The sequence below is a fragment of the Intestinibaculum porci genome (assembly GCF_003925875.1).
In the GTDB taxonomy this organism is placed as follows: Bacteria; Bacillota_I; Bacilli_A; order Erysipelotrichales; family Coprobacillaceae; genus Intestinibaculum; species Intestinibaculum porci.
Map to the genome: position 1 here is coordinate 2,791,287 of NZ_AP019309.1, position 21,379 is coordinate 2,812,665.

Genomic DNA, 21,379 nt, shown 5'->3' on the forward strand with positions numbered 1-21,379 from the left:
CGAGAAATAGCGTGCTATAATAGGGGCAGGTGATAAAAATGAAAGAATTACAGAAAATATTAAAAGAAAGACATATTAAATATTACATTATTCCAACGGATGATGATCATCAGAGTGAAATGGTTGGTGATTTCTATCAGTTCCGTCGTTACCTCTCCCACTTTACCGGTTCTGCCGGGACCCTTTTAGTTGGTCAGGATGACGCTTATTTATGGACGGATGGCCGTTATTTCCTGCAGGCACAGGAGCAGCTGCCAAATGATATTACACTCATGAAAATGCGTATGCCCGGGGTGCCAACCTTAAGTGAATTTCTCGCACAGCACTTAGAAGAAGATGATGTCTTAGGCTTTGATGGTCAGGTTATGAACGCTTCTTTTATTCTTGATTTAGAAGAAGAATTACCTTTTGACTTAAAGTTTGAAGATGTCGACCTCAGCTATATCTGGAAAGATCGTCCAAAGCGCTCTCATGAAGCGGTTTATTTATATGATGATACTTATAATGGCATGGATTATAAGATCAAATTAGAATGGGTGCGTGATTATATGGATGCCAATGAGATCAATCATCATTTAATTGCCTCATTAGATGATATTGCCTGGCTCTTTAATATCCGCGGAAATGATATTCCATGTACCCCCGTTGCCCTCGCCTTTGCGATCGTCCACGAAACAACCGCCACATTGTATTTGCAGAAAGGGACATATGATCAGGAATTCATTGATCATTTCAAAGACAACGTGATCATTAAAGATTATGAAGATGTTTATAAAGACGTCGCCAATCTCAATGGCACGCTCTTGGTTGATTTAAGCCATATTAACTATCAGCTTTTCAATCATATTAACTGTGAATTCTATGATGAACCTAACCCTACCCAGTGGTTTAAAGCGATCAAAAATGAAACCGAAATCAAGAATACCACTTGGGCTCATATTAAAGATGGTGTCGCGGTCACAAAGTTTATGTATTACCTGAAAAATAACATTCAGGAAGGCACTCATACAGAAATGAGCTTAGCCCAAAAACTGCAAGACTTCAGAAAAGAGCAGGTCAATTATATTGAACCTTCATTTGATACAATTTGTGCCTATAAAGAAAATGGCGCTATTATCCATTATCAGGCTACTAAGGAACATAACAGCGTAGTTAAGCCTGAAGGCTTATTAATGATTGATAGCGGCGGTCAGTATTTAGAAGGGACGACGGATATTACCCGCACCTTTGTTTTAGGTGATTTGACAAACGAAGAACGGCGTGACTTTACCTTAGTAGCGAAATGCTGGCTAGGCTTAATGAATCTGAAATTCCCCTATGGCATGACTGGGGTCAACGTTGATACTGTAGCCCGCGCGCCTTTATGGGCTTATGGTTTAGATTTCAGACATGGCACAGGCCATGGCGTAGGCCACTTCTTAAGCGTCCATGAAGGACCACAAGGTATTCGTCCATTTGATGAAGAAAGCGTTAAAATCGAACCGGGGATGATCACTTCTGATGAACCAGGTGTGTATATTGAAGGCAGTCATGGCATTCGTCACGAAAACCTCCTGCTTTGTGTCAAAGCGGAAAAAACTGATTATGGTCAGTTCTTAAAGTTTGTCCCATTAACGATGGTGCCATTAGACTTAGATGGCTTAGATGTCAGCCTCTTAAGCGAGCAGGAAAAAGCTCAGCTCAACAGCTACCACGATCAGGTTTATAAAACCATCTCTCCTTATTTAACGAAGGAAGAAAGGGAATGGCTAGCCATTTATACAAGGGCTATTTAAAATGCCAGGCTTATCAGATTATTCTCAATATTCCTGGGTCATCGCCCTATTATTAATCATCGCCTGGTGGAAAATTTTTAAAAAAGCTGGACGCTCAGGGATTTTATCCCTGATCCCCATTGTCAATACGTGGACGCTCTTTTCAATTGCCGGGTTATCCGGTGTAACATCCCTCTTTGGCTATCTAGGCGCTTTCTGCTTATCTTATGCGACTATCGCTTTTAGTGAGATGATGTCTATTTTAGGCAGCGTGCTGATGCTGATTTTCCTTGTTCAGGCGGTGCGGGTCAGCTTTAACTTAGCCCGTAAGTTTGGCCATGGACTCGGTTTTGGCTTCGGTTTGCTTTTCTTAGCCCCAATCTTTTCCTTGATCATCGCCTTCAGTGATGATGCTTATCTCCCTCAAGCTTAAAACGCCACTTGCGTGGCGTTTTCTTATTTCGCATGAAGAACTTTCATGACAGCACTATTTTTTTCAACCAGGCCAAAGACGATAGCCCCGATCATCAGAATGACAACTTCTCCTACAAAGACATAGAATGCATTGAGATAGAATGGTAATTCCTTAAAGACTAAAGTTAATTCCGCCCCAACGATTAAACCATTAAAGACACCGCCTAATAACGCGCCTAAATAACGGTTCTGCACTTTCCACATGGCAATGACCGCTAAAAGCGTTGCACAGGTGCCAAAGACAATATCATAAACACCTAAAGGTGAGGCTAAGTTCGATAAGAAACAGCCTAAGACCAAACCAGGAATATACTTCTTATTATAAAATGCTAAGAAGATCATTAATTCACTGATGCGCATCTGGATACTGCCATAAGAAATCGGCGCTAATAATAATGTCAGTGCTGCATAAGCAGCGGCGATAATGCCATTGACGGCAATCGTCTGGATGTCAATCTTTTTCATTTCTACATACCCCCTAAAAAACTAAAAAAAGCGGCATGTAGCCACTTCGATAGTTTTTTTATCCTGGGTGACTACTACCAGTTGACTTAGTCACTATAACATAGAAAAGAGATTTAGGAAACACTTTCGATGATTATTTCTCCTAAATGATGGACGCAAAGACAGGTTTCACCATAAATGCTTGTCCCTAAAATGATCACATATCCCGTCCCGACAGTAAAACCATCAATATGGAGATCTAAATGATGCAAAGAGGATAAGCTATGTTTTCGCTTTTTATAATAGAGAAAACTATCCTTATGCAGATTGGTCATTTGTAACGCTCCGCCTACTAGCTTCTCTCCTTTATAAAAGCCCGCTAGAAAAGATAAAGTTAATGTCCGTCTTTTGATCGTGAGATGACTGATGGTGCAGTCTTCAAAATGATAAGAGCATTCGCATGCAGGATAAATCGTCTGTCTCATAGCTCTTCTCCGTTTGACATGATCAGCTGTTTATAATAAGCACTGCTTTTCTTAAAGCTGCTTGTTTGATCGATCATAAAGCCTAAGATCTGACTGCCATCACCAACCGCTTTTTTCATTTCTTTGACATGTTCCCGTAAATCATCGATCGTATCAAAATCATCATCCCCTTGATGCTCTTTAAGATGAAAATTAATCAGAATTGGACAGTCATAACGGGAAGTCATCGTGCGCATCGCTAAACGTAAACCTAATGGATCACGACGGCCCGAAGAGATTTGATAGGCTCCTAAGATTCCTGAAGTATAACTCCCGCTTAAAGAATTAAAGCCGACTAAGACGCACATTTCATAATGCAGACCCATAAAATCGGTCAAAGCAGCCGCCTGTTTTAAAACCTGGCGATCACTTAGCGTCATATCTAACTGAATATCTTGGTTTGCAAGATAACGGCGCACCAAAGCCGGATAACGGCCATAGCCGTAAATATCCATCATACTGTAGTTTTCAATCTCGTTATAATCACTTAACGCTAAGGCGTCAAGAGGACGCGCATGCGGCAGGCCGACGATATCATTAACCATCGAGCCTACACAAAGGCTAGGATCATGCGCTTTGAGACATAAAACAGCCTGGGCCTGCGCCACAAATATATAATGCATGACCTGATACAGTTTTGATAATGAAGTATCGGGTAAGAAATGGGGCTGATCAAAGATCACAAAGTGATGAACCTGATCTTTATAAGCGGTATAAACCTTTTCAACATAATCGACAAAACGCTTAATAATAGAACGTTCTTCCCAGTTGCCTAAGTCTTTTAAATAATCGCCATAGGAAATGGTTAGAATCGGGGTGATATGGGCCTGTAAACATGTCTGTAATAAGGCATGAAGATCTTCACCAGGATGAAGGGCGATCTGACAGGCGGTCACATGCATCTCTTTAAGGATTTTGAGATCGCTATATCCCTCATTGAGATAAACTCCCCAAAGAAGGTCTTTGGGGAGTTTGGTATCAAAATACATTAGGCGTTATCCTTTAAGAAATCCGATAAAATCTTTGAGTAATCATCATCCTGGTTCATATCATAGAAATGTAATTCTTTGATTGGGAAAAGCACGGCTTTTCCGCCATTGCTGTTGTAAAGTTCAAAGACATCTCTAAATGGCACATCCGCATCTTCTTTCGAATGCATGAAAATGGTTGGGATCATGTTATTCTTCACTAAACGGACCGTGTCCATATCCGCAATATCCATACCCGCTTCATTCTTGAAGATATTCTTCATCACAATTGGCGATAACTTAGGTGTTACTTTATACTTCTTAAAAATATGATAAGACAGATATCCTGAGACATTATCATAAGCGCCATTAGAGACAATGGCAGTGACATTTTTTAATTTGCCTAAACCAGACGCATTTAAGATAGTATTGGCGCCCATCCCTTCACCATACATGACAATCTTCATATCTTCGCCAAACTGTTCGATCAGATAATTATTCCATTCTTCTAAATCATCAGCATCTTTATAACCAAAGCCGCGAATATATCCATCACTGGTGCCATGCGCAGCCGCATCTAATAAAAGAATATTCGTTTCTGGTAAAAGTTTTTCAAAGGCCTGGGCAGCAGTTTTGAGACTGCCGGCATTTTCGCCTAAGCGATGACACATTACTAACGTTCTTTGCGCATTGTCATGTTTTCTTAAATAACCATAGAGCACTAAGCCTCGGCTATTTTTAAGACGGATGACATCAACGTCTAAATCATCCACGTTGGTACGTTCAATTTCATTACGATAAAGCATATTTTTGGTAAAATCTACCGTTGCTTTGTACATTGCAGCTGCGCCTGTCACAGCGCCTGCCACGATCGATCCTAATACTAATTTACTCTTTTTCATTAAATAATCTCCTTCCTAGTTATACCAGTCACCAAAGTTATCAAGTAATAAGCGGTTAATATTAACGATCTGTTCAAATGATGACTGACGATATTTTTCATTTTCCATCCGCCCGGCAAAGAAACGAATGGCTGCCACTAAATCCTTACGGATCTGCGGACGATATTCACTGGGGAATGATTTGATGGGGAAACAAGTGAAGATAAAGGTATTGTAATCGGTATTGAAAAGATCGATTAAGACCCCATAACCATCACTTTGTAAGAGGGAATTCCCTAAAGCCAAATCTAAATCACTATCCGCTAACGATAACATGTTATTCATAATGCGTCTGAAGACACATTTAACGACCCCATAATAGTTATCATAATCATTAATGTAAATATAATAGAGATAAGAGAATACTAAATTCACATTGGTATTGCGATCATCCTCTTTATCGTAGAGAACGAGTTTTTCTCTTAAATGAGCAATAATTGCATTCATGACATGGACATTTGATAACGTTAAAGCGCCAAAGTCGGTCATGATCGCAAAGGTAAATCGTTCCCACTTACATAACAGTTCAATCACTTCCAGCAGACGCTCTTTAGCGGTTGAGAAATAATCCTCTAAATGATCACAGACCACCCGAATAATCTCACGGATATAGTATAAGTGATACTGATATTCGGTATCGAGATATTTGGTGCTGTTGGAGTCCCATTCATTTTCATAGAGGATATTCTGGAATAACAGAATTAAGGTCTCTAAGTAAGCATCATAACGTTTGCGTTCACGTAAATGTTTCATGGCCGGAACGAAGATCTTATAAAATTCATCGATTGTTTTCGCATTGATGCCATGATGATATTTCATATATTCCAAGACATTGATATAGTCGATTGGCGACATATGTGTATCAAAAGGAACCGATGCATTCACATAGCTTTCATAAAGCGAATAATGTAATAAACGCGGATAGCTTTCATTATGAATGACATGACGCAGCGCGTCATTAATGATATGCTGCTTCTCCTGTTCATTTAAGTTTTCCGAAAACGTGGCGGAAACGGTATCGGTATAAGACAGGTCGACAAAGATATCGATGCGGCGGAAATTGACATCGAGCATGTAGTAATGACATTTGAAGTCATGTTCGCCGCTGCGATAGCCGGACATATATTTATATTTGCCGTTGTAGGAACTTTTATGTTCCTGCAGATACTGTTCTAAGATTTTCTTATTAAATGGCATACATCATCATCCTTTAAAGCTGGCCTCTTATTTTCTTAAAACGATAATAGAAATTATTTTTGATATATTCCTGGGCATAGAAACGGATGTTTTCTTCATCCACATCCCCGCCGACACTTTCACACGTTAACATAATTTCCTGTGTCAGCTCTTTAAAATCCTGTTCACTTAAATCGTAGAGTTCATCTTTGAAAACATCTCTGACAATCGCATAAGACGAGATGAAATCTGGATCTTTTTCTAAGTCTTTCAATTCAGTCATTATATCACCTCATGGCTCTCATTATATCATGCGCGCTTCAACTTTGATACTTTTCTTTGTGATTATGCCATATTCCTATGAAGTCTTGATGAACAAAAAAAGGGAGAAACCTCCCCTAACGTAAAAAATGAATATCTTCGGTAACTTCTAAGCCTAACTGATCTAAGACAAAGCGCGCCTGTTTATAAGTGGCGACATCGCTTAAAGCGGTTGGTTCATGGGCATCCGTGCCGATGATAATGCGGTTGCCATGTTTTTTGCATAAGGCAAAAAACGGAATCGATGGATAATCACGGCCTTCTTTAAAGCCTAATAAGTTAAATTCTAATGGCATATCTAATAATTTTGCTTTGGCGCAGATCTTTTCCATCTCTAATAAATGACGAGGATCTTTTTGATCGTAGGCAATGACATCCGGATGTGCAACATAACTGTATAACCCCGTATCCATCGCTCTTAACACCTGATGGACATACGTTTTCACCGTGGTTAAATCTTTCTGGGGAAAGCCATAGTATTCCCCATATTCATCACTTTCATTATAGTGATGCCCTAAAATCAGATAATCAATGGGATAATCTTTGAGGACTTGTTTCATGCCATCCAGCATTTCGGGAAAGTATTCCGCTTCAAAGCCGATTTTAATAGAAATCTGATCTTTGTATTTCTCTTTTAGCGCTAATAGTATTGAGACATAATCATCAATCTGACTCTCTTCCATACGCATGGTTGGATGATAACCAGAGGCATAATGCCAAGGGGCATGATCACTAAAACCTAATTCTGTGTAACCAGCTTTCATGGCATTTAAAATATAGTCTTCTTCTTTGCCGATGGCATGATGACAGCGCGGGGTATGGGTATGATAATTCTTCATAAGGCCCTCCTAGTATAATGGCAGATCGCCCGTAATCTTATTGGCATCCTCGATATATAGTGGCTCTAATGCCATACAGGTATAAGTCGGCTGACCATGGAATTCGGTAAAACCGGCATCTAAGATTAACGCAGTAATATAACCTAGCTCTTTCGCTTTTTTGTTTAAGGCTAAAAGTTCTTCCTCACTATCCACATAGACACAGACTTTCGCCACGCCTTTTTGAAACCACTGGGTTAATGGCGTGACATCATTGGTTTCTAAAGTCATATAATCATCCACTTCGGTGAGCTGATCAAAGCGGTTTTCATGTTTTAAGGCTTTTAAGACGGCTTCCACGCAGGCATGTGAAGCCTGAGCCGCAATTTTGCCTTTACGCATCTTCAGATCACGACGCATAATAATCATTTGTTTTGCTTCATACATAACATGTTCCTTCTTTCGCTCCCTACTGTATCATATTTTTCTAAATGACATCAAGAAAAAAGGTATCAGGAAAATCCTCATACCTTTATAAGAAATCACACGTGTAGCCGCGGGTATCTAATTCTAATTTTTCGACGCGCCAGCCTTCAATCAAGTCACCTAATTCTTCTTTAATGCGGACGACACCTTTGGTATCATCAGCGCGAATCAAGGCCATAATCGTTGGTCCAGCCCCGGATAAATAAGCCCCTAAGACGCGTTCATCTTTTTCTAAGGTTTCCATAATCGGGAAGAAGTTTTTAATCAGTTTCCCACGATAAGGCTGATGGAAACGGTCTTTAAAGCCTAACTTTAAACCATGATCGTAGCCGTTGATAATCGAAGCGACCATCAAAGCTAAATGTGAGACATTCGCAATCGCATCTTTACGATCTAAAGTATCCGGTAAAACCGCACGGGCTTTTTTAGTGGATAAAGTAAATGGCGGAATTAAAGCCACAAAACGATAGTCATGTTTAACAGGTAAGGATAACGTCGTGACCTGATAGTCATCTTCCATGACGGAAACCGTCATCCCGCCAAAGATCGCTGGGGCTACGTTATCTGGATGGCCTTCGATCTTCGTCGCTAAATTGAGGATCTCACGGCGCTCCTCATAGCGATCTTTAAAGGCATAAGCGCCGACAATCCCCGCTACAATACAGGTGGAAGAAGAGCCTAAACCGCGGGTGTAAGGGACATCACCACTAGTGACAATGCGTACACCTTTATAGTCTAAACCGATCTTTTTCGCAGCTTCATCGAAAGCCTGAAACGTCATATTATCGCGATTGGCAAACTGCTCTGGGCAGCCAAGAATTTCCAACCCTTCATCAATTAATTCAAAAGTGAAAGTATTATATAAAGTGACTGCTAACCCGGCCACATCAAAGCCTGGGCCTAAGTTGGCACTCGTCGCTGGGACTCTTACTTTAACGTACATCTTATAACTCCTTAATACGATCACCGATCGTCTTTAAGATGTCATCTCTCTTGATCACACCTTTATGTAAGATCTCACGATCTTTAATGCCCTTTAATGGATAAGGAATCTCGACACCCGTGAAAGCATGTAATTTTTCAATAGCTGTATAAACATCCACTTTTTCACCAGTTAAGGCTTCATAAACTGATTCTGGGAATTTATAAGGAGAAGCCGTTGATAATAAGATATTAGGAGTGGTATCACCAGTTTCTTTGACGTAGTTCTGGTAAACCCCATAACCGCAGGCTGTATGGGTATCTAAGACATAATGATTCTTTTCATAGCAGTCTTTGATATTCGCCAATACTTCTTCTTCACTCTGATAGCCAGCAGTAAATTCTTTTTGAATACGCGCTAACGTATCCGCATCAACTTTATATTCACCACTGGTATTTAATTCATGATAGAATGCATCTACTTTTTCACTGTCACCATCAACCATGAACCAGACTAAACGTTCTAAGTTACTTGAGACAAGAATATCCATCGCTGGAGCATTAGTCTTATAGAATTCACGATGGGTATCATAAACCCCCGTCGTAAAGAAATCGGTTAAGATCTTGTTTTTATTCGATGCCACAATAAATTTATGCACCGGTACACCCATGTTCTTCGCAATCCAGCCAGCTAAGCAGTCCCCAAAGTTACCAGATGGTACAGTGAAGTTCACTTCATCACCCATCTTCAGATCACCACGTTTGACTAAGCTTAAATAAGCATGGAAATAGTATACAATTTGTGGAATCAGACGCCCGATATTGATTGAGTTCGCACTTGATAAGAAGACATCATGCTGATCACACAATGCTTTTAATTCTGCTGAACCAAAAGCCTTCTTCACGGCTGTTTGCGCATCATCGAAGTTTCCTTCGATCCCAATAATTTCCACATTTGAACCGGTGGTGGTGATCATCTGCTGTTTCTGAATAGCACTGACCCCATCAATCGGATAGAACACTTTAATGCATGTCCCTTCCACATCTTTGAAACCTTCTAAGGCTGCCTTACCCGTATCACCAGAGGTCGCCGCTAAGATCATAACTTCGCGGTTTTCCCCTTTTTTCTTTAAAGATAAAGTCATAAATCTTGGTAAGATAGATAACGCTAAATCTTTGAAGGCAGCGGTTGGCCCCTGGAATAATTCCATTACATATTCATTACCGGCTTTCACTACTGGCACAACGCCTTCTTTAAATAAACCAGAATCGTAAGCACCCTGCGCGCAGCGGCGAATATCTTCTTTAGCATCTTCAGGAACGAAACTGCCGATCACTTCCGTTGCTAAATCAACGTAATTTAAATCTAATAATGCATTAAGATCCTTCTTTTCAAAAGGGAATGCTGGCACCAGTAACCCCCCATCGTTAGCGATGCCCTGTAAGATTGATGTATAGAAATCTAAAGGCTGCTGATGACCTCTTGTACTCTTGTATAACTTTTCCATTTTAAGCCTCCTCTTATGTTGCATTTATTGTATTAGAATAAGACCATCAAGTCAATGAAAAACAAGGTTGCTTTATGATAAGACAAAAATATTTTCTAAACATTCGTTAAAAGCATAATTTCACTCTTGTATTTCATCTTTTATGGCATTTCTTTCTTCTATTATACTAGAAAGCGAAGCTGAGCCGATAAAAATCTCATGATTACGCAAAAAAATGTCCTTCGAACATTCTTGCCATTCGCTCTCCCTTCCTATATAATGGCCTTGCACATAAGGAGGAACTATGAATACATTAACAATTCCTGATCATTATCAGTCACCGCTTGATCTAATCGAAACCGAAGTTGCGGTAAAAATGATCAAAGATACTTTTGAAAGAAGATTAGCAGAACAGTTACGTTTAACCCGTGTTTCGGCACCATTATTCTTATTAAAGAATACAGGTTTAAACGATAACCTAAACGGTGTTGAACGTCCCGTAGCGTTCAAAGCACCCTCATTAAATGATGATGATGAAATTGAAATCATCCATTCTTTAGCAAAGTGGAAGAGAGACGCCCTCCACAGATATCACTTTGAAGCCCATACTGGTCTTTATACCGATATGAATGCCATTCGTCGTGATGAAGATCTCGACAACATTCATTCGATGTATGTCGATCAGTGGGACTGGGAAATGGTTATTACCAAAGAAGATCGTAACCTTGATTTCTTAAAGAAAACTGTCCGTAAAATCTATCGTGCTCTCTTAGATGTGGAATTCACAATGTTAAGACATTATCCACAGTTAGGAGAACCAATCTTACCAGAAGAGATCACTTTTATAACCACTCAGGAATTACTCGATCTTTATCCTGATGATACGCCAAAAGAAAGAGAAAATAAGATTGTCAAACAGCACAAAGCTGTTTGCATTATGCAAATTGGTGATCTCCTTTCTAATGGAACAAAACATGATGGCCGTGCTCCTGATTATGATGACTGGGCCTTAAACTGTGACATTCTTGTCTACAACAAAGTGCTCGATCAGGCATTAGAACTTTCATCTATGGGGATCCGTGTCGATGCCGACAGTTTAAAAGCACAGCTTGAAAAAGTTCATGCCAATGAACGTCTTTCTTTACCATTCCATCAGAATATCATCAATGGTGTTTTACCATTATCAATCGGTGGCGGAATTGGTCAGTCACGTCTCTGCATGTTCTTTTTAAGAAAATGTCATATTGGTGAAGTCCAGGCTTCTTTATGGGATCAGGATACATTAAAGACCTGTGAAGAAAAAGGTGTTCACTTATTATAAAAGCTATTTTATATAGCTTTTTTATTTACAAGGAGGAATCACAATGCCTTTTAAAGACAATTTTATAGCCCATCCTCAGCGTCATCCTGGCATAAGTTATGATGATATTAAAAATCTCATCGATCCAGCAACGCTCGCCTATCTTGAAGACCCCGATGTCTTAGCCTATCAGGGACATCTCTATCTTGTTGACTTCTCACATGAATCCCCTTCGCGTCGCTCTGTCTGTTATGACAAAGAAGCAAGAGTCCAACGCAAGAAGAACCCGCCGATCACCAGTGCGATGGAAGAAGCACAAAAACATGGTCTTTCCTTAGTTGATGAAGACATGTATATGTATATGCAGTCACTTGCACCTTTAGATGAAAAAAGCCAAAGCTGGATCGCTACCCCTTCCTCGATCAGAGAATTAGGTGGTGCCTTATTTGGCAGCTATAAATATGGCCGTGCTTTTATCTTTTATAATGGTGCTGATGCCTATTATGCAACGCGTGGTTTCCGTTGCTGTTTATTGATTAAATAATCCTATGGCTTCTTTAGCATTTGAGAGAAAACTTCCCGAAAATAAGTGAGCATATCTTTTGCAGGATTATTTTTCATATGTTATTATGGCATTGGTTAGAGAATACTAACCGCTATAGATCAGCTTTCCTCCTGCCTACCATCAGGAGTGAAAATTTCCATAACAACTTTAAATGCATATTGATTGCGAAGATTTCAAAAAGTATGTAAAGTAAGAGTTGTAAAGAAAACCTACTGAATTAGTGGGTGAATAGATATATGTCGATGAGGAGGACAAAATTATGGATTTAATTCAGAAAATTTATGCAAGAGAAGTACTTGACTCACGTGGGAACCCTACTGTAGAAGTTGAAGTCACTACGGAAAGCGGAGCTTTCGGTCGTGCGATCGTACCTAGTGGTGCCTCTACTGGTGTTCATGAAGCTGTAGAATTAAGAGATGGTGATAAATCTCGTTACTTAGGCAAAGGTGTTACTAAAGCCGTTAACAATGTCAATACTGAAATCAGAGAAAAGATCGTTGGCTTTGATGTCTTTGAACAGCGTGCGATCGATGAAGCAATGATTGCTTTAGATGGTACTGAAAACAAAGGTCGTTTAGGTGCTAATGCCATCTTAGGTGTTTCCTTAGCCGTTGCCAAAGCAGCCGCTGATTCATTACGTTTACCACTTTATAAATATATCGGCGGGGCTAATGCACATGTCATCCCAACACCAATGATGAACATCATCAATGGTGGTGAACATGCTGATAACAACGTTGATTTCCAGGAATTCATGATCATGCCTGTTGGTGCTTCTACTTTCAAAGAAGCGATCCGTATGGGTGCCGAAGTCTTCCACAACTTAAAAGCCGTTTTAAAAGGCAAAGGCATGAATACTGCCGTTGGTGATGAAGGTGGTTTCGCTCCTAACTTAGATTCAAATGAAGAAGCGATTCAGGTTATCTTAGAAGCTATTGAAAAAGCTGGCTATAAACCAGGTGAAGATGTTAAGATCGCCATGGACGTTGCTTCTAGTGAATTCTACAAAGACGGTAAATATGTCTTAGCTGGTGAAGGTGGTAAATCATTCGATTCTAAGGAATTCGTTGATTTCTTAGAAACATTAGTTGATAAATATCCAATCATTTCTATTGAAGATGGTTTAGCAGAAGATGACTGGGATGGCTGGGATTACTTAACTGAAAAGTTAGGCAACAAAGTTCAGCTTGTTGGTGATGACTTCTTCGTTACCAATACAAAACGTTTAGCGAAAGGTATTGAACGTGGTGATGCCAATGCGATCTTAATCAAAGTTAACCAGATCGGTACTTTAACAGAAACATTAGAAGCTATCGAAATGGCTAAAGAAGCTGGCTATACAGCAATCGTTTCACACCGTTCAGGAGAAACAGAAGATACGACAATCGCTGATATCGCTGTTGGTACAAATGCTGGTCAGATCAAGACAGGTTCTGCTTCAAGAACAGACCGTATTGCAAAATACAACCAGTTATTACGTATCGAAGATACTTTAGGCAACCAGTCTAAATATCTTGGTGTAAAATCATTCTACCAGTTAAACAAATAAACACGTAGGGGCCATCACGAAATAATGTAAATCAAGGCATTTCTTAGAATTATCCAAAATCTACATTTTTCGTTAATCCTCTAAAATAAAAAAGCGTTGGAATATTCATTATTCCTTCGCTTTTTTTGGTATCATCAAGATATGAAAGAATCAGATTTAAGTAAGTATTTAAAAAGGCTACGATTTAGAAGTTATGCTGCAGAGTCTTCTTTATGCGTATATCGATGAAAGCCAGATTTCTTATGCAAAGCTTAAAACGCTTTGCAAGGAAACTATTCCCTCTATTTTGATGGCAGACGAAAAATACCATCACTGATTTTAAAGGTGTCTCATAATACCGTAAAGTCTTATACAACGGCATTTAAGCTCTTATTAGATTTTCTATATGAGGAAATGGGAATGAATCCAGATCGGATTGAATGCGATGATATTAATTCAGAAGTTATAATAGAATATCTTGAATGGATGGAAAAGACCAGAAATATAAGTATATCTACAAGGAACCAGCGTCTAGCCGCAATAAAGTCTTTCTATAAGTATGTTTCAAAAAAGTCACCATCAATGATTTATACATGCTCAAGCATTATCGGATTAGACGCTAAGAAAGGTTCCAACAGAATGATAGCATATTTGGATATGGATCAAATAACGATTTTGATTGAATATTTAAAAGAATACAGAAGTATGAAGGAACTTCTCCTGTTTTCTGTTCTTTATGAGACAGGCGCCCGAGTGAGTGAATTGATTTCTATCCATGTTTCTGATCTTAGATTAGATTAGACAAAGAGCACTCAATGATTGTACTCCATCGCAAAGGAAACAAAGTGCGCAGACTGCCGATCTCTAAAGATCTTAGCACGATGATAACATGTTATTTAAAAGGTGATGATTATGTGGACTGGGATGGACTTGGCTATCTATTCTATTCACAGCAGCACGCACCTTATACAAGATTTGCAATCAATTATATGATAAACAGCTGGAAAAAAGGTGTGAATGAAATCTATCCTAATGCTCTTCCTGAACATATTCATCCACATATGATCAGACATTCAAAGGCAACACATCTTCTCGATGAAGGTGTAGATCTCTATGAGATCAAAATGTTTTTAGGTCATGCCAGCATTGAAACCACTCAATTCTATGCAACCCCAAATTTAGGAAAAATCAAAGAAGATATTGAGAAAGCTGCAGCAAATATTCAGATAAATAATAAATATGATGAACTTAAAACAGGAGAGCTGATAAATTTCTTAGAGAACCTACTTAACATAAACACAAAAAGCTCCTCTTCTGTTTATCTATTTGAATTAATAATTCCTTCGATATCTCGTCCACCGTAGAATATTCGTGCTACTGTAACAGTCCTCTCCTTATCATCGACAAGATAATACACAATAAAGTTGTCTACCGGAAGCTGATGCATTTTCATCGAATGCCAAGGCTCCCATTCAACTAACGTATAACGAGCTGGCATGAAATCCAATGAACGAACTTCCTTTCGTATGCGCCTCATCTGAGCTGCGGCTGTCTCCGGAACAAGAAGTTCATTCGCAATATATGAATAGATTTCACGTAAATCACCAAGTGCATCTACAGAATAGCCGACATTGTAGCTATCCGTCATATGCCAAACTCCTTTGCAAGTACCGCATCGACTTCATCTGCAGAATATACCTTTCCTGCTTTGATGGAATCAACACCCTTTTGGAGTTCTGCATCAAGTTCTTCTCTGGTCATTGCACCAACAGCTAATGGCTTAGAAGAAGGAAGTTTCAATTCAAACGGCATACCTTTTTTCAGTACGATCTGGCTATAAAGCATCTGAATTGCACTGGATGGAGAAATGCCAAGCTGAGAAAGAATGCTTTCGGCATTATCCTTGAGATTAGTATCTATTCTTGCATAGACAACGGATGTATTTGCCATAGTATCGCCTCCTTTTTCTTTATTATATTTGCTTTTGCTTGCAATCGCAAGCATTTGGATAGATTATTTGGAGATTATTTTGTGCATTTATTATATTTACATCTAGGGAGGCGATATTTATGGTTAAGGAGATTATGCAGTATCACAAAATATTAGGGACAATTGCAAAAAGATTCACTTAAATACGGTCAGTAGGCATTGGCTTATTCTGTGAGTGTATCTGTTTTTGAAAACCTACACAGGAATTCAATCCTATTGATGCGAAAACCATTTATTTTATAGCAGTTTGCAGTTTCGTAAACGGCTATACCTATCTTTGCGACTACAGGGCTTTCTTTGATCGGTCTCATCAGTCATTGGCGTTTAACAGCTGATCTATGTCATGTGAATATCTTTCTCAGTTTATTGCGAGAGAAAAGAAACACGGCCTCTAAAGTTCCAGATGTTTCTTATTAATGAGTCCTCAAAGTAGCTGGCGATAAGTGGTCAGAAATTAAAAATAACGATAGAATAGCTCTATCGTTATATATGCATCTTAGTTTGCTGGTTTAAAACGGCATCTGGTATTGGCATTCACCTTTTTAAAGGTGTAGCCACGATCTTTATAATACTGAATGATCATTGGCAAAGCTTTAACTGTGTTATCTTTAGCGGACGTATCATGCATTAAAATGACAACGTTCTTCATTGGTACACAAGCATTTTTAGCGAGCTGTGTAGGTGATAATGGACGCCCCGTCGCATCACCTGTTTCCACATTCCAGTCAATATAGTTATACCCTTGAGCATTCATTGATCGCGTCAGTTTAGTCATCACTTTATAGCCATAATGACGAGAAACCGTATTGTTTGTGCCACCAGGGAAACGGACTAATTTAGACTGATGTCCAGTTTCTTTGACTACAACTTTCTGAATTTGATCTAAATCCTTATTAAAAGCATTAACAGAGGCATAAACCTTTGCATAGTTATGAGAATACGTATGAAGACCAATGGCATGCCCTTTTTGTGCCATCATCTTAATATAAGGGAAACACTGAGGCTGCTGACCAGTCACAAAGAATGTCCCTTTAACATGATTTTTATCTAAAATATTTAAGACTTTTAACGTGTTGCGAGATGGTCCGTCATCAAATGTTAGATACACTGTCTTTTGTGTCTTAGCCAGCGCTGTTTGCGGGGCCATAAGCATCATCGCGGCCATGGCACTGATCATCATTTTTTTCATCATTTTATTGCCTCCAAAAATTCATTTTTTTATGTCTGTTTTGATACATCCCTAAGCAATCATCTTTTGCCCATGATGACTGCTTCAATCCTTTTAAATATTCACTGTATACTGTAGTTCACCCTGGCTGTAAGGCGCGATCTGTCCTTCATCAAAGACGACCACCAGTTTATTATGCTTATTCATATAGAAGTTCGTCTTCGTATTAACAGAAGTAAATGACGTTCCTTTCGCCTGTTTCTTGATAGCTTTATTAACCATCACTTTGAAATCTTTTTTCTTAAACAGGTCCTTCATATTCACCTGTCTGCCATATAATTTATTGATCGTGTAATAACGTGACTGTGAAGCTGAGTCCCCAGCCGTGGTGGTGGCGGTGACTTTTAGTGAGAGATACTTATTATTATTTGTGAGAACGGTATAACCAAAGTCATAAGCCGCATGTTTTGACTTTCCATAGTCTTTCACAAAAGCTTTGTAGGTCTGTTTATTAAAAGCTTTGATCTGCTTATTAACACTTGCGGTATGACTGCCTTTTAAGACGGGCATCATCATGGCCACGTTATTGCCTTTATTAAATGTCGTTGGGGTAATACTGTAACTGTGACTGACCGCCGCATTAGCTGCAGCTGGTCCGGCAAACATTGTTGCTACGACAACCGCTGATCCTAATAATTTCTTCATCATATTCAATCCTCCTCAATTTCATGTATGCAGCGGTCATCTTTTACCCACAATGACCGCTGCGTCCCTTTTAAATATTAACGGTATAACTTAATGCACCCTCGCTGTAAGGAGCGATTTCTCCTTCATCAAAGGTAAGCACTAATTTATTGTGCTTATTAACATAGAACTTTGTTTCTTTATTAATAGATTTGAAAGACGTCCCTTTGGCCTGTTTCTTGACAGCTTTATTAATGATCTTCTTATAATCTTTGCCTTTACCATAAAGAGACGCTAACGTCACCTGTTTACCGGTATCTTTATTTAAGGTGTAATACTTTGAAACCGTTGCACTATCACCGGCGGTTACAGTCGAAGAAACCTGCAAAGCTAAATACTTTTTGTTGTTGGTAAGCACTTTATAGTTAAAGTCGTAAGACGCGTACTTAGAGCCTTTGAATGTTTTCTTATAATCCTGGTACTGGGCTTTCTGAAAAGCCTGGATCTGCTTATTCATCGCAGCGGTGCCATAACCTTTCACCGTTGGCACTTTCATTGTAACCTGCTTCGTATTGGTATTTTGTGAGCTTACTTTGTATGAGTGTGTCGCTGCATGCACGACTGGGGCGCCAATAACCATAGCGGCTACGGTACTAATAAATAATTTTTTTAACATGTTCTTTAAGTCCTTTCATTACTGTTTTGGTGGAAATTGTAAATTCTGGAGTGCCTGAACTCATTGGTCCAATGTCTCCCTGCTGGAATACCATCACCAGCTGATGTTTGTTATTGATATAAAATTGTGTATTCTGATCAATTGTCTTGAATGGAGTTACTAAATCATCACCTTCTTTAAAATACTGTCCTTTGGTATCACTATTGATCACTTTTAAAACAGAGCTATTGATCACCTTCTTATAATCATACCCTTGTTTAAATAAGTCTTTGATCGTTACTGTTTTACCGGTTGCTTTATCAATGTTGTAATAGTATACTTTACGGTCGCTATCGGCTGCTGTCGTCAATGATTCTACCTTTAAGGTAAACCAGTATTTGTTGTTGGTGACAACCTTATAATCTATCTTTAAAGATGCATTCTTCGCATTGCCAACAGCTTTCTTGAATTCACTTAAGGCCTGCGTCGTCCATTCTTTCACTGATTTATTGATATAAGTCACGCTCTGTGAATGTTTCTTGACCTGCGGAATATTTACATCCGTATTATCATCCTGATAGTGATAAATTGATGTCACCTTGAAGATCTCACCAACGACCGGCAGATCATATAAATGCTGAGCAACACTCGCATTGATATTAGGCAGGACGAATAATACTAAGGCAAAGACCGCGATCACTAATCCTTTATAATGTTTTTTCTTATGTGGCAAAGCTGCCTCAAACTTGCGCTTACCGCTCGTACTCATCTGCGGTGCGTGAGCGCGTAAATCCTTTTGCAGCTGGCGATCAAACTTATCCATAATAACCCTCCAAATCGCTTTTTAATTCTTTCCTGGCGCGTGATAATCGCTGTTTAACATTATCACGACTAATTTCTAAGGCTTCTGCAATGTCAGGAATCTTCAATCCCTGATAGTAGTAGAGAACCACCACTTCCCGATATTTACGATCTAATTTATTAACCGCATCCCAAACTGTCATATTCTGTTCATGATCAATATCACTGTGGGGATCCTCTATTTCGATTTCATCATCTAAACTCAGATTCCTGAGTTTGATGATTCTGTAACATTCATTCTTTAGAATTCTAAAGATCCATGGCTTAAACTTATCTTTCGATGATAACGCATCAAGATTTTTATAAGCCTTCATCACTGCATTCTGCACCGCATCTTCCGCATCACTTTCATTTCTCAAAATGCTTAAAGCGGTGACATACAAGCCATCCTGTAAAGCTTTGGCCTGCTTGCTAAACCAGCGATCTCTTAACAACATCTGCATTTCATGTTTCTCCCTTCATCAGACAATCATCTGATGTTTCCAATTTATAGAGCTCTATATTTGCGGAAAGGTGACAAACTTTTTCATCTTCGCCGAAAATTTTTGCATCACTTGTAAAGACTTCTTTTCGTCTTCACTTATAAGAGCAGCTTCACCAGCCTTTGGTGACAAACTTTTATAAAGTTTTTTAACTCCGTAAAGACTTCTCTCGTCTTCACTTATAAGAGCAGCTTCACCAGCCTTTGGTGACAAACTTTTATAAAGTTTTTTAACTCCGTAAAGACTTCTCTCGTCTTCACTTATAAGAGCAGCTCCACCAGCATTTGGTGACAAACTTCTGTAAAGTTTTTCTTTCCTAGCCCTTACACTTATAAGAGCAGCTCCACCAGCATTTGGTGACAAACTTCTGTAAAGTTTTTCTTTCCTAGCCCTTACACTTATAAGAGACATAGAGATCATCAAAGGTGACAAAAAGATCTGCAAAAACTGCAGATCTTACTGTACATTCAAGAAATCATGTAATTGTCCCTTCGCAAAGCGACGTAATTTACGTAATGCTTTCGCTTCAATCTGACGAATACGTTCCCGGGTGACATTAAATTCTTTCCCCACTTCTTCTAAAGTCTGAGGATTTTGTCCATCTAAGCCAAAACGCATCCGAATAACCTGTTCTTCACGGGGATCCAAACGTTTGAGCGCTTCATCCATTTCATCTTTTAACGCTTCATTATCCGTAAACTGCGTTGGAGAAATGGTATTATCATCAGAAATGAAATCCCCTAAAGAAGAATCTTCTTCATCTCCAACCGGTGTTTCTAATGATGTTGGTTCTAGTGACAGGTCTAAAAGCTTACGAACCTTTTCTTCACTCACTCCTAAAGCCGTGGCTAATTCCTTTTCTGTTGGTTCACGGCTTAACTTCTGCGCTAAGTCACGCTGCACCTTTTTGGCCTTATTAATGTTTTCAAACATATGTACCGGAATACGAATCGTGCGCCCGCTATCAGCGATGGCGCGTGTCATCGCCTGTTTGATCCACCAGGTCGCATACGTTGAAAACTTAAAACCCATATCCGGATTATACTTTTCCGCTGCTCGCTCTAAACCGATATTGCCTTCCTGAATCAGGTCCATCAAAGCCAAGCCACGGCCACGGTAACGTTTCGCAATCGAAACCACCAAACGTAAGTTGGCATTAATCAATTCATCTTTCGCTTTCTTATCGCCCTGCTGGATGCGTTTGCCTAAAGCTACTTCCTGATCATGTGATAATAATGGGTATTCCCCAATCGCACTCAAGTAGTTTTTAACGTTATCACTGGTCTTGACTTCCTGACTCATCTGATAGTCCGGCGTATAAACCTTCTTGTCATCATGAATATCATCAACGGATAAATCTACATCAAAGTCAAGATCATCAGTCTCATCACTTGCCTCATCATCCATCTCGTCTTCTCCAAGATTGAAATCCGATCCCTGCAAATACCCTTTGTCAATAATATAATCAATCAGCTGTGATGAAACATCATCATCTAAATCATATTTTTCTAAAATGTAATCAACGTTTTGCGCCGTTAATTGGTTATTATGTCTTTCCGCATAGTCATCAATAGCTTTTTCAATATCACTCAGTACCATATTTCATCACTCCTCTTATGGTTTCATTTTATCATTTTTTAAAATCATTGAGAAGTCATTCTATCCGGAATATTCACCGTATTTCCATTTTCGCATATGCTTAATAAGCATGCCTATAAGCCCTTTAGAGAAATCTTTATATTATAACACAAATCTTTAAAAATATTTTTTATTTTCGTATATGAAAGGGAGTTTTCTCCTTTTCATTTACGATTTTTCACTTTTTTTCAAAAA

General features: G+C 39.1%; 26 protein-coding genes. 7 read left to right on the forward strand and 19 right to left on the reverse strand.

What is annotated here, in order from left to right; genetic code table 11:
- Positions 1-38 precede the first annotated feature (38 nt).
- Positions 39-1,775, forward strand: coding sequence for an aminopeptidase P family protein (locus SG0102_RS13380; RefSeq protein WP_179951172.1), 1,737 nt, complete (start codon positions 39-41; stop codon positions 1,773-1,775).
- A 1-nt stretch (position 1,776) separates the two neighbouring features.
- Complete coding sequence (locus SG0102_RS13385; protein ID WP_125120400.1) at positions 1,777-2,187, forward strand: DUF5684 domain-containing protein; 411 nt, start codon at positions 1,777-1,779, stop codon at positions 2,185-2,187.
- 23 nt (positions 2,188-2,210) lie between these two features.
- Here SG0102_RS13385 and SG0102_RS13390 read toward each other — a convergent pair whose 3' ends face one another.
- From SG0102_RS13390 to thrC, 10 genes are all read right to left on the reverse strand, one after another.
- Positions 2,211-2,693: a QueT transporter family protein gene (locus SG0102_RS13390; protein WP_125120401.1), complete on the reverse strand. Its 483-nt coding sequence runs from the start codon at positions 2,691-2,693 to the stop codon at positions 2,211-2,213.
- A 113-nt stretch (positions 2,694-2,806) separates the two neighbouring features.
- Positions 2,807-3,157, reverse strand: a complete 351-nt coding sequence (locus SG0102_RS13395; RefSeq protein ID WP_125120402.1) for a hypothetical protein — start codon at positions 3,155-3,157, stop codon at positions 2,807-2,809.
- On the reverse strand, positions 3,154-4,185 hold the full coding sequence (locus SG0102_RS13400; protein WP_125120403.1) for a family 1 glycosylhydrolase: 1,032 nt from the start codon (positions 4,183-4,185) through the stop codon (positions 3,154-3,156). The genes SG0102_RS13395 and SG0102_RS13400 overlap by 4 nt, the downstream gene beginning before the upstream one ends.
- Entirely contained in the window at positions 4,185-5,066 is an 882-nt protein-coding gene (locus tag SG0102_RS13405; protein WP_125120404.1) for an alpha/beta hydrolase, read from the reverse strand. Before SG0102_RS13405 ends, SG0102_RS13400 begins: the two co-directional genes overlap by 1 nt.
- Before the next feature lie 15 nt (positions 5,067-5,081).
- Positions 5,082-6,302: a hypothetical protein gene (locus SG0102_RS13410; RefSeq protein ID WP_125120405.1), complete on the reverse strand. Its 1,221-nt coding sequence runs from the start codon at positions 6,300-6,302 to the stop codon at positions 5,082-5,084.
- Positions 6,303-6,315: 13 nt separating this feature from the next.
- Positions 6,316-6,564, reverse strand: a complete 249-nt coding sequence (locus SG0102_RS13415; protein WP_125120406.1) for a hypothetical protein — start codon at positions 6,562-6,564, stop codon at positions 6,316-6,318.
- Between the two features lie 115 nt (positions 6,565-6,679).
- Positions 6,680-7,441, reverse strand: coding sequence for a histidinol-phosphatase (locus SG0102_RS13420; RefSeq protein WP_125120407.1), 762 nt, complete (start codon positions 7,439-7,441; stop codon positions 6,680-6,682).
- Between the two features lie 9 nt (positions 7,442-7,450).
- A complete protein-coding gene (gene pth2, locus SG0102_RS13425; RefSeq protein ID WP_125120408.1) occupies positions 7,451-7,867 on the reverse strand; it encodes an aminoacyl-tRNA hydrolase in 417 nt (138 codons plus the stop codon).
- An 85-nt stretch (positions 7,868-7,952) separates the two neighbouring features.
- Positions 7,953-8,849, reverse strand: a complete 897-nt coding sequence (gene thrB / locus SG0102_RS13430; protein WP_125120409.1) for a homoserine kinase — start codon at positions 8,847-8,849, stop codon at positions 7,953-7,955.
- A gap of 1 nt (position 8,850) precedes the next feature.
- Positions 8,851-10,335, reverse strand: a complete 1,485-nt coding sequence (thrC, locus tag SG0102_RS13435) for a threonine synthase (RefSeq protein WP_125120410.1) — start codon at positions 10,333-10,335, stop codon at positions 8,851-8,853.
- A 283-nt stretch (positions 10,336-10,618) separates the two neighbouring features.
- On the opposite strand from thrC, the gene asnA reads away from it, so the two are divergent.
- The 5 genes from asnA (at position 10,619) to SG0102_RS15895 (ending at position 15,071) form a co-directional block, all read left to right on the forward strand.
- A complete protein-coding gene (asnA, locus tag SG0102_RS13440; protein WP_125120411.1) occupies positions 10,619-11,635 on the forward strand; it encodes an aspartate--ammonia ligase in 1,017 nt (338 codons plus the stop codon).
- Between the two features lie 43 nt (positions 11,636-11,678).
- Entirely contained in the window at positions 11,679-12,158 is a 480-nt protein-coding gene (locus tag SG0102_RS13445) for a DUF4256 domain-containing protein (protein WP_125120412.1), read from the forward strand.
- A gap of 280 nt (positions 12,159-12,438) precedes the next feature.
- Positions 12,439-13,728 carry a phosphopyruvate hydratase gene (gene eno / locus SG0102_RS13450; RefSeq protein ID WP_125120413.1) on the forward strand — a complete coding sequence of 430 codons (1,290 nt, stop codon included), beginning with the start codon at positions 12,439-12,441 and terminating at the stop codon, positions 13,726-13,728.
- A gap of 324 nt (positions 13,729-14,052) precedes the next feature.
- Complete coding sequence (locus SG0102_RS15890; RefSeq protein ID WP_269461221.1) at positions 14,053-14,508, forward strand: tyrosine-type recombinase/integrase; 456 nt, start codon at positions 14,053-14,055, stop codon at positions 14,506-14,508.
- Between the two features lie 14 nt (positions 14,509-14,522).
- Positions 14,523-15,071 (forward strand): tyrosine-type recombinase/integrase, encoded by a 549-nt coding sequence (locus SG0102_RS15895; protein WP_125120415.1) that lies wholly within the window; start codon positions 14,523-14,525, stop codon positions 15,069-15,071.
- On the opposite strand, the gene SG0102_RS13465 is transcribed toward SG0102_RS15895, so the two are convergent.
- The 9 genes from SG0102_RS13465 to SG0102_RS13505 all read right to left on the reverse strand — a co-directional run bounded on the left by SG0102_RS13465 (position 15,026) and on the right by SG0102_RS13505 (position 21,145).
- Positions 15,026-15,355, reverse strand: a complete 330-nt coding sequence (locus SG0102_RS13465) for a type II toxin-antitoxin system RelE/ParE family toxin (protein WP_125120416.1) — start codon at positions 15,353-15,355, stop codon at positions 15,026-15,028. The genes SG0102_RS15895 and SG0102_RS13465 overlap by 46 nt on opposite strands.
- A complete protein-coding gene (locus tag SG0102_RS13470) occupies positions 15,352-15,657 on the reverse strand; it encodes a type II toxin-antitoxin system RelB/DinJ family antitoxin (RefSeq protein ID WP_125120417.1) in 306 nt (101 codons plus the stop codon). Before SG0102_RS13470 ends, SG0102_RS13465 begins: the two co-directional genes overlap by 4 nt.
- Before the next feature lie 535 nt (positions 15,658-16,192).
- The gene (locus tag SG0102_RS13475; RefSeq protein ID WP_125120418.1) at positions 16,193-16,888 is read right to left on the reverse strand and encodes a polysaccharide deacetylase family protein; all 696 of its coding nucleotides are present in this window, start codon (positions 16,886-16,888) and stop codon (positions 16,193-16,195) included.
- 90 nt (positions 16,889-16,978) lie between these two features.
- On the reverse strand, positions 16,979-17,572 hold the full coding sequence (locus tag SG0102_RS13480; RefSeq protein ID WP_125120419.1) for an RsiV family protein: 594 nt from the start codon (positions 17,570-17,572) through the stop codon (positions 16,979-16,981).
- Positions 17,573-17,639: 67 nt separating this feature from the next.
- A complete protein-coding gene (locus SG0102_RS13485; RefSeq protein WP_125120420.1) occupies positions 17,640-18,224 on the reverse strand; it encodes an RsiV family protein in 585 nt (194 codons plus the stop codon).
- The gene (locus SG0102_RS13490; RefSeq protein ID WP_125120421.1) at positions 18,202-19,026 is read right to left on the reverse strand and encodes an RsiV family protein; all 825 of its coding nucleotides are present in this window, start codon (positions 19,024-19,026) and stop codon (positions 18,202-18,204) included. Before SG0102_RS13490 ends, SG0102_RS13485 begins: the two co-directional genes overlap by 23 nt.
- On the reverse strand, positions 19,019-19,507 hold the full coding sequence (locus tag SG0102_RS13495) for an RNA polymerase sigma factor (RefSeq protein WP_125120422.1): 489 nt from the start codon (positions 19,505-19,507) through the stop codon (positions 19,019-19,021). The genes SG0102_RS13490 and SG0102_RS13495 overlap by 8 nt, the downstream gene beginning before the upstream one ends.
- Positions 19,508-19,561: 54 nt before the next feature.
- On the reverse strand, positions 19,562-19,969 hold the full coding sequence (locus tag SG0102_RS13500) for a hypothetical protein (protein WP_148668865.1): 408 nt from the start codon (positions 19,967-19,969) through the stop codon (positions 19,562-19,564).
- 33 nt (positions 19,970-20,002) lie between these two features.
- Positions 20,003-21,145 carry a sigma-70 family RNA polymerase sigma factor gene (locus SG0102_RS13505; RefSeq protein WP_125120424.1) on the reverse strand — a complete coding sequence of 381 codons (1,143 nt, stop codon included), beginning with the start codon at positions 21,143-21,145 and terminating at the stop codon, positions 20,003-20,005.
- Positions 21,146-21,379: the final 234 nt, after the last annotated feature.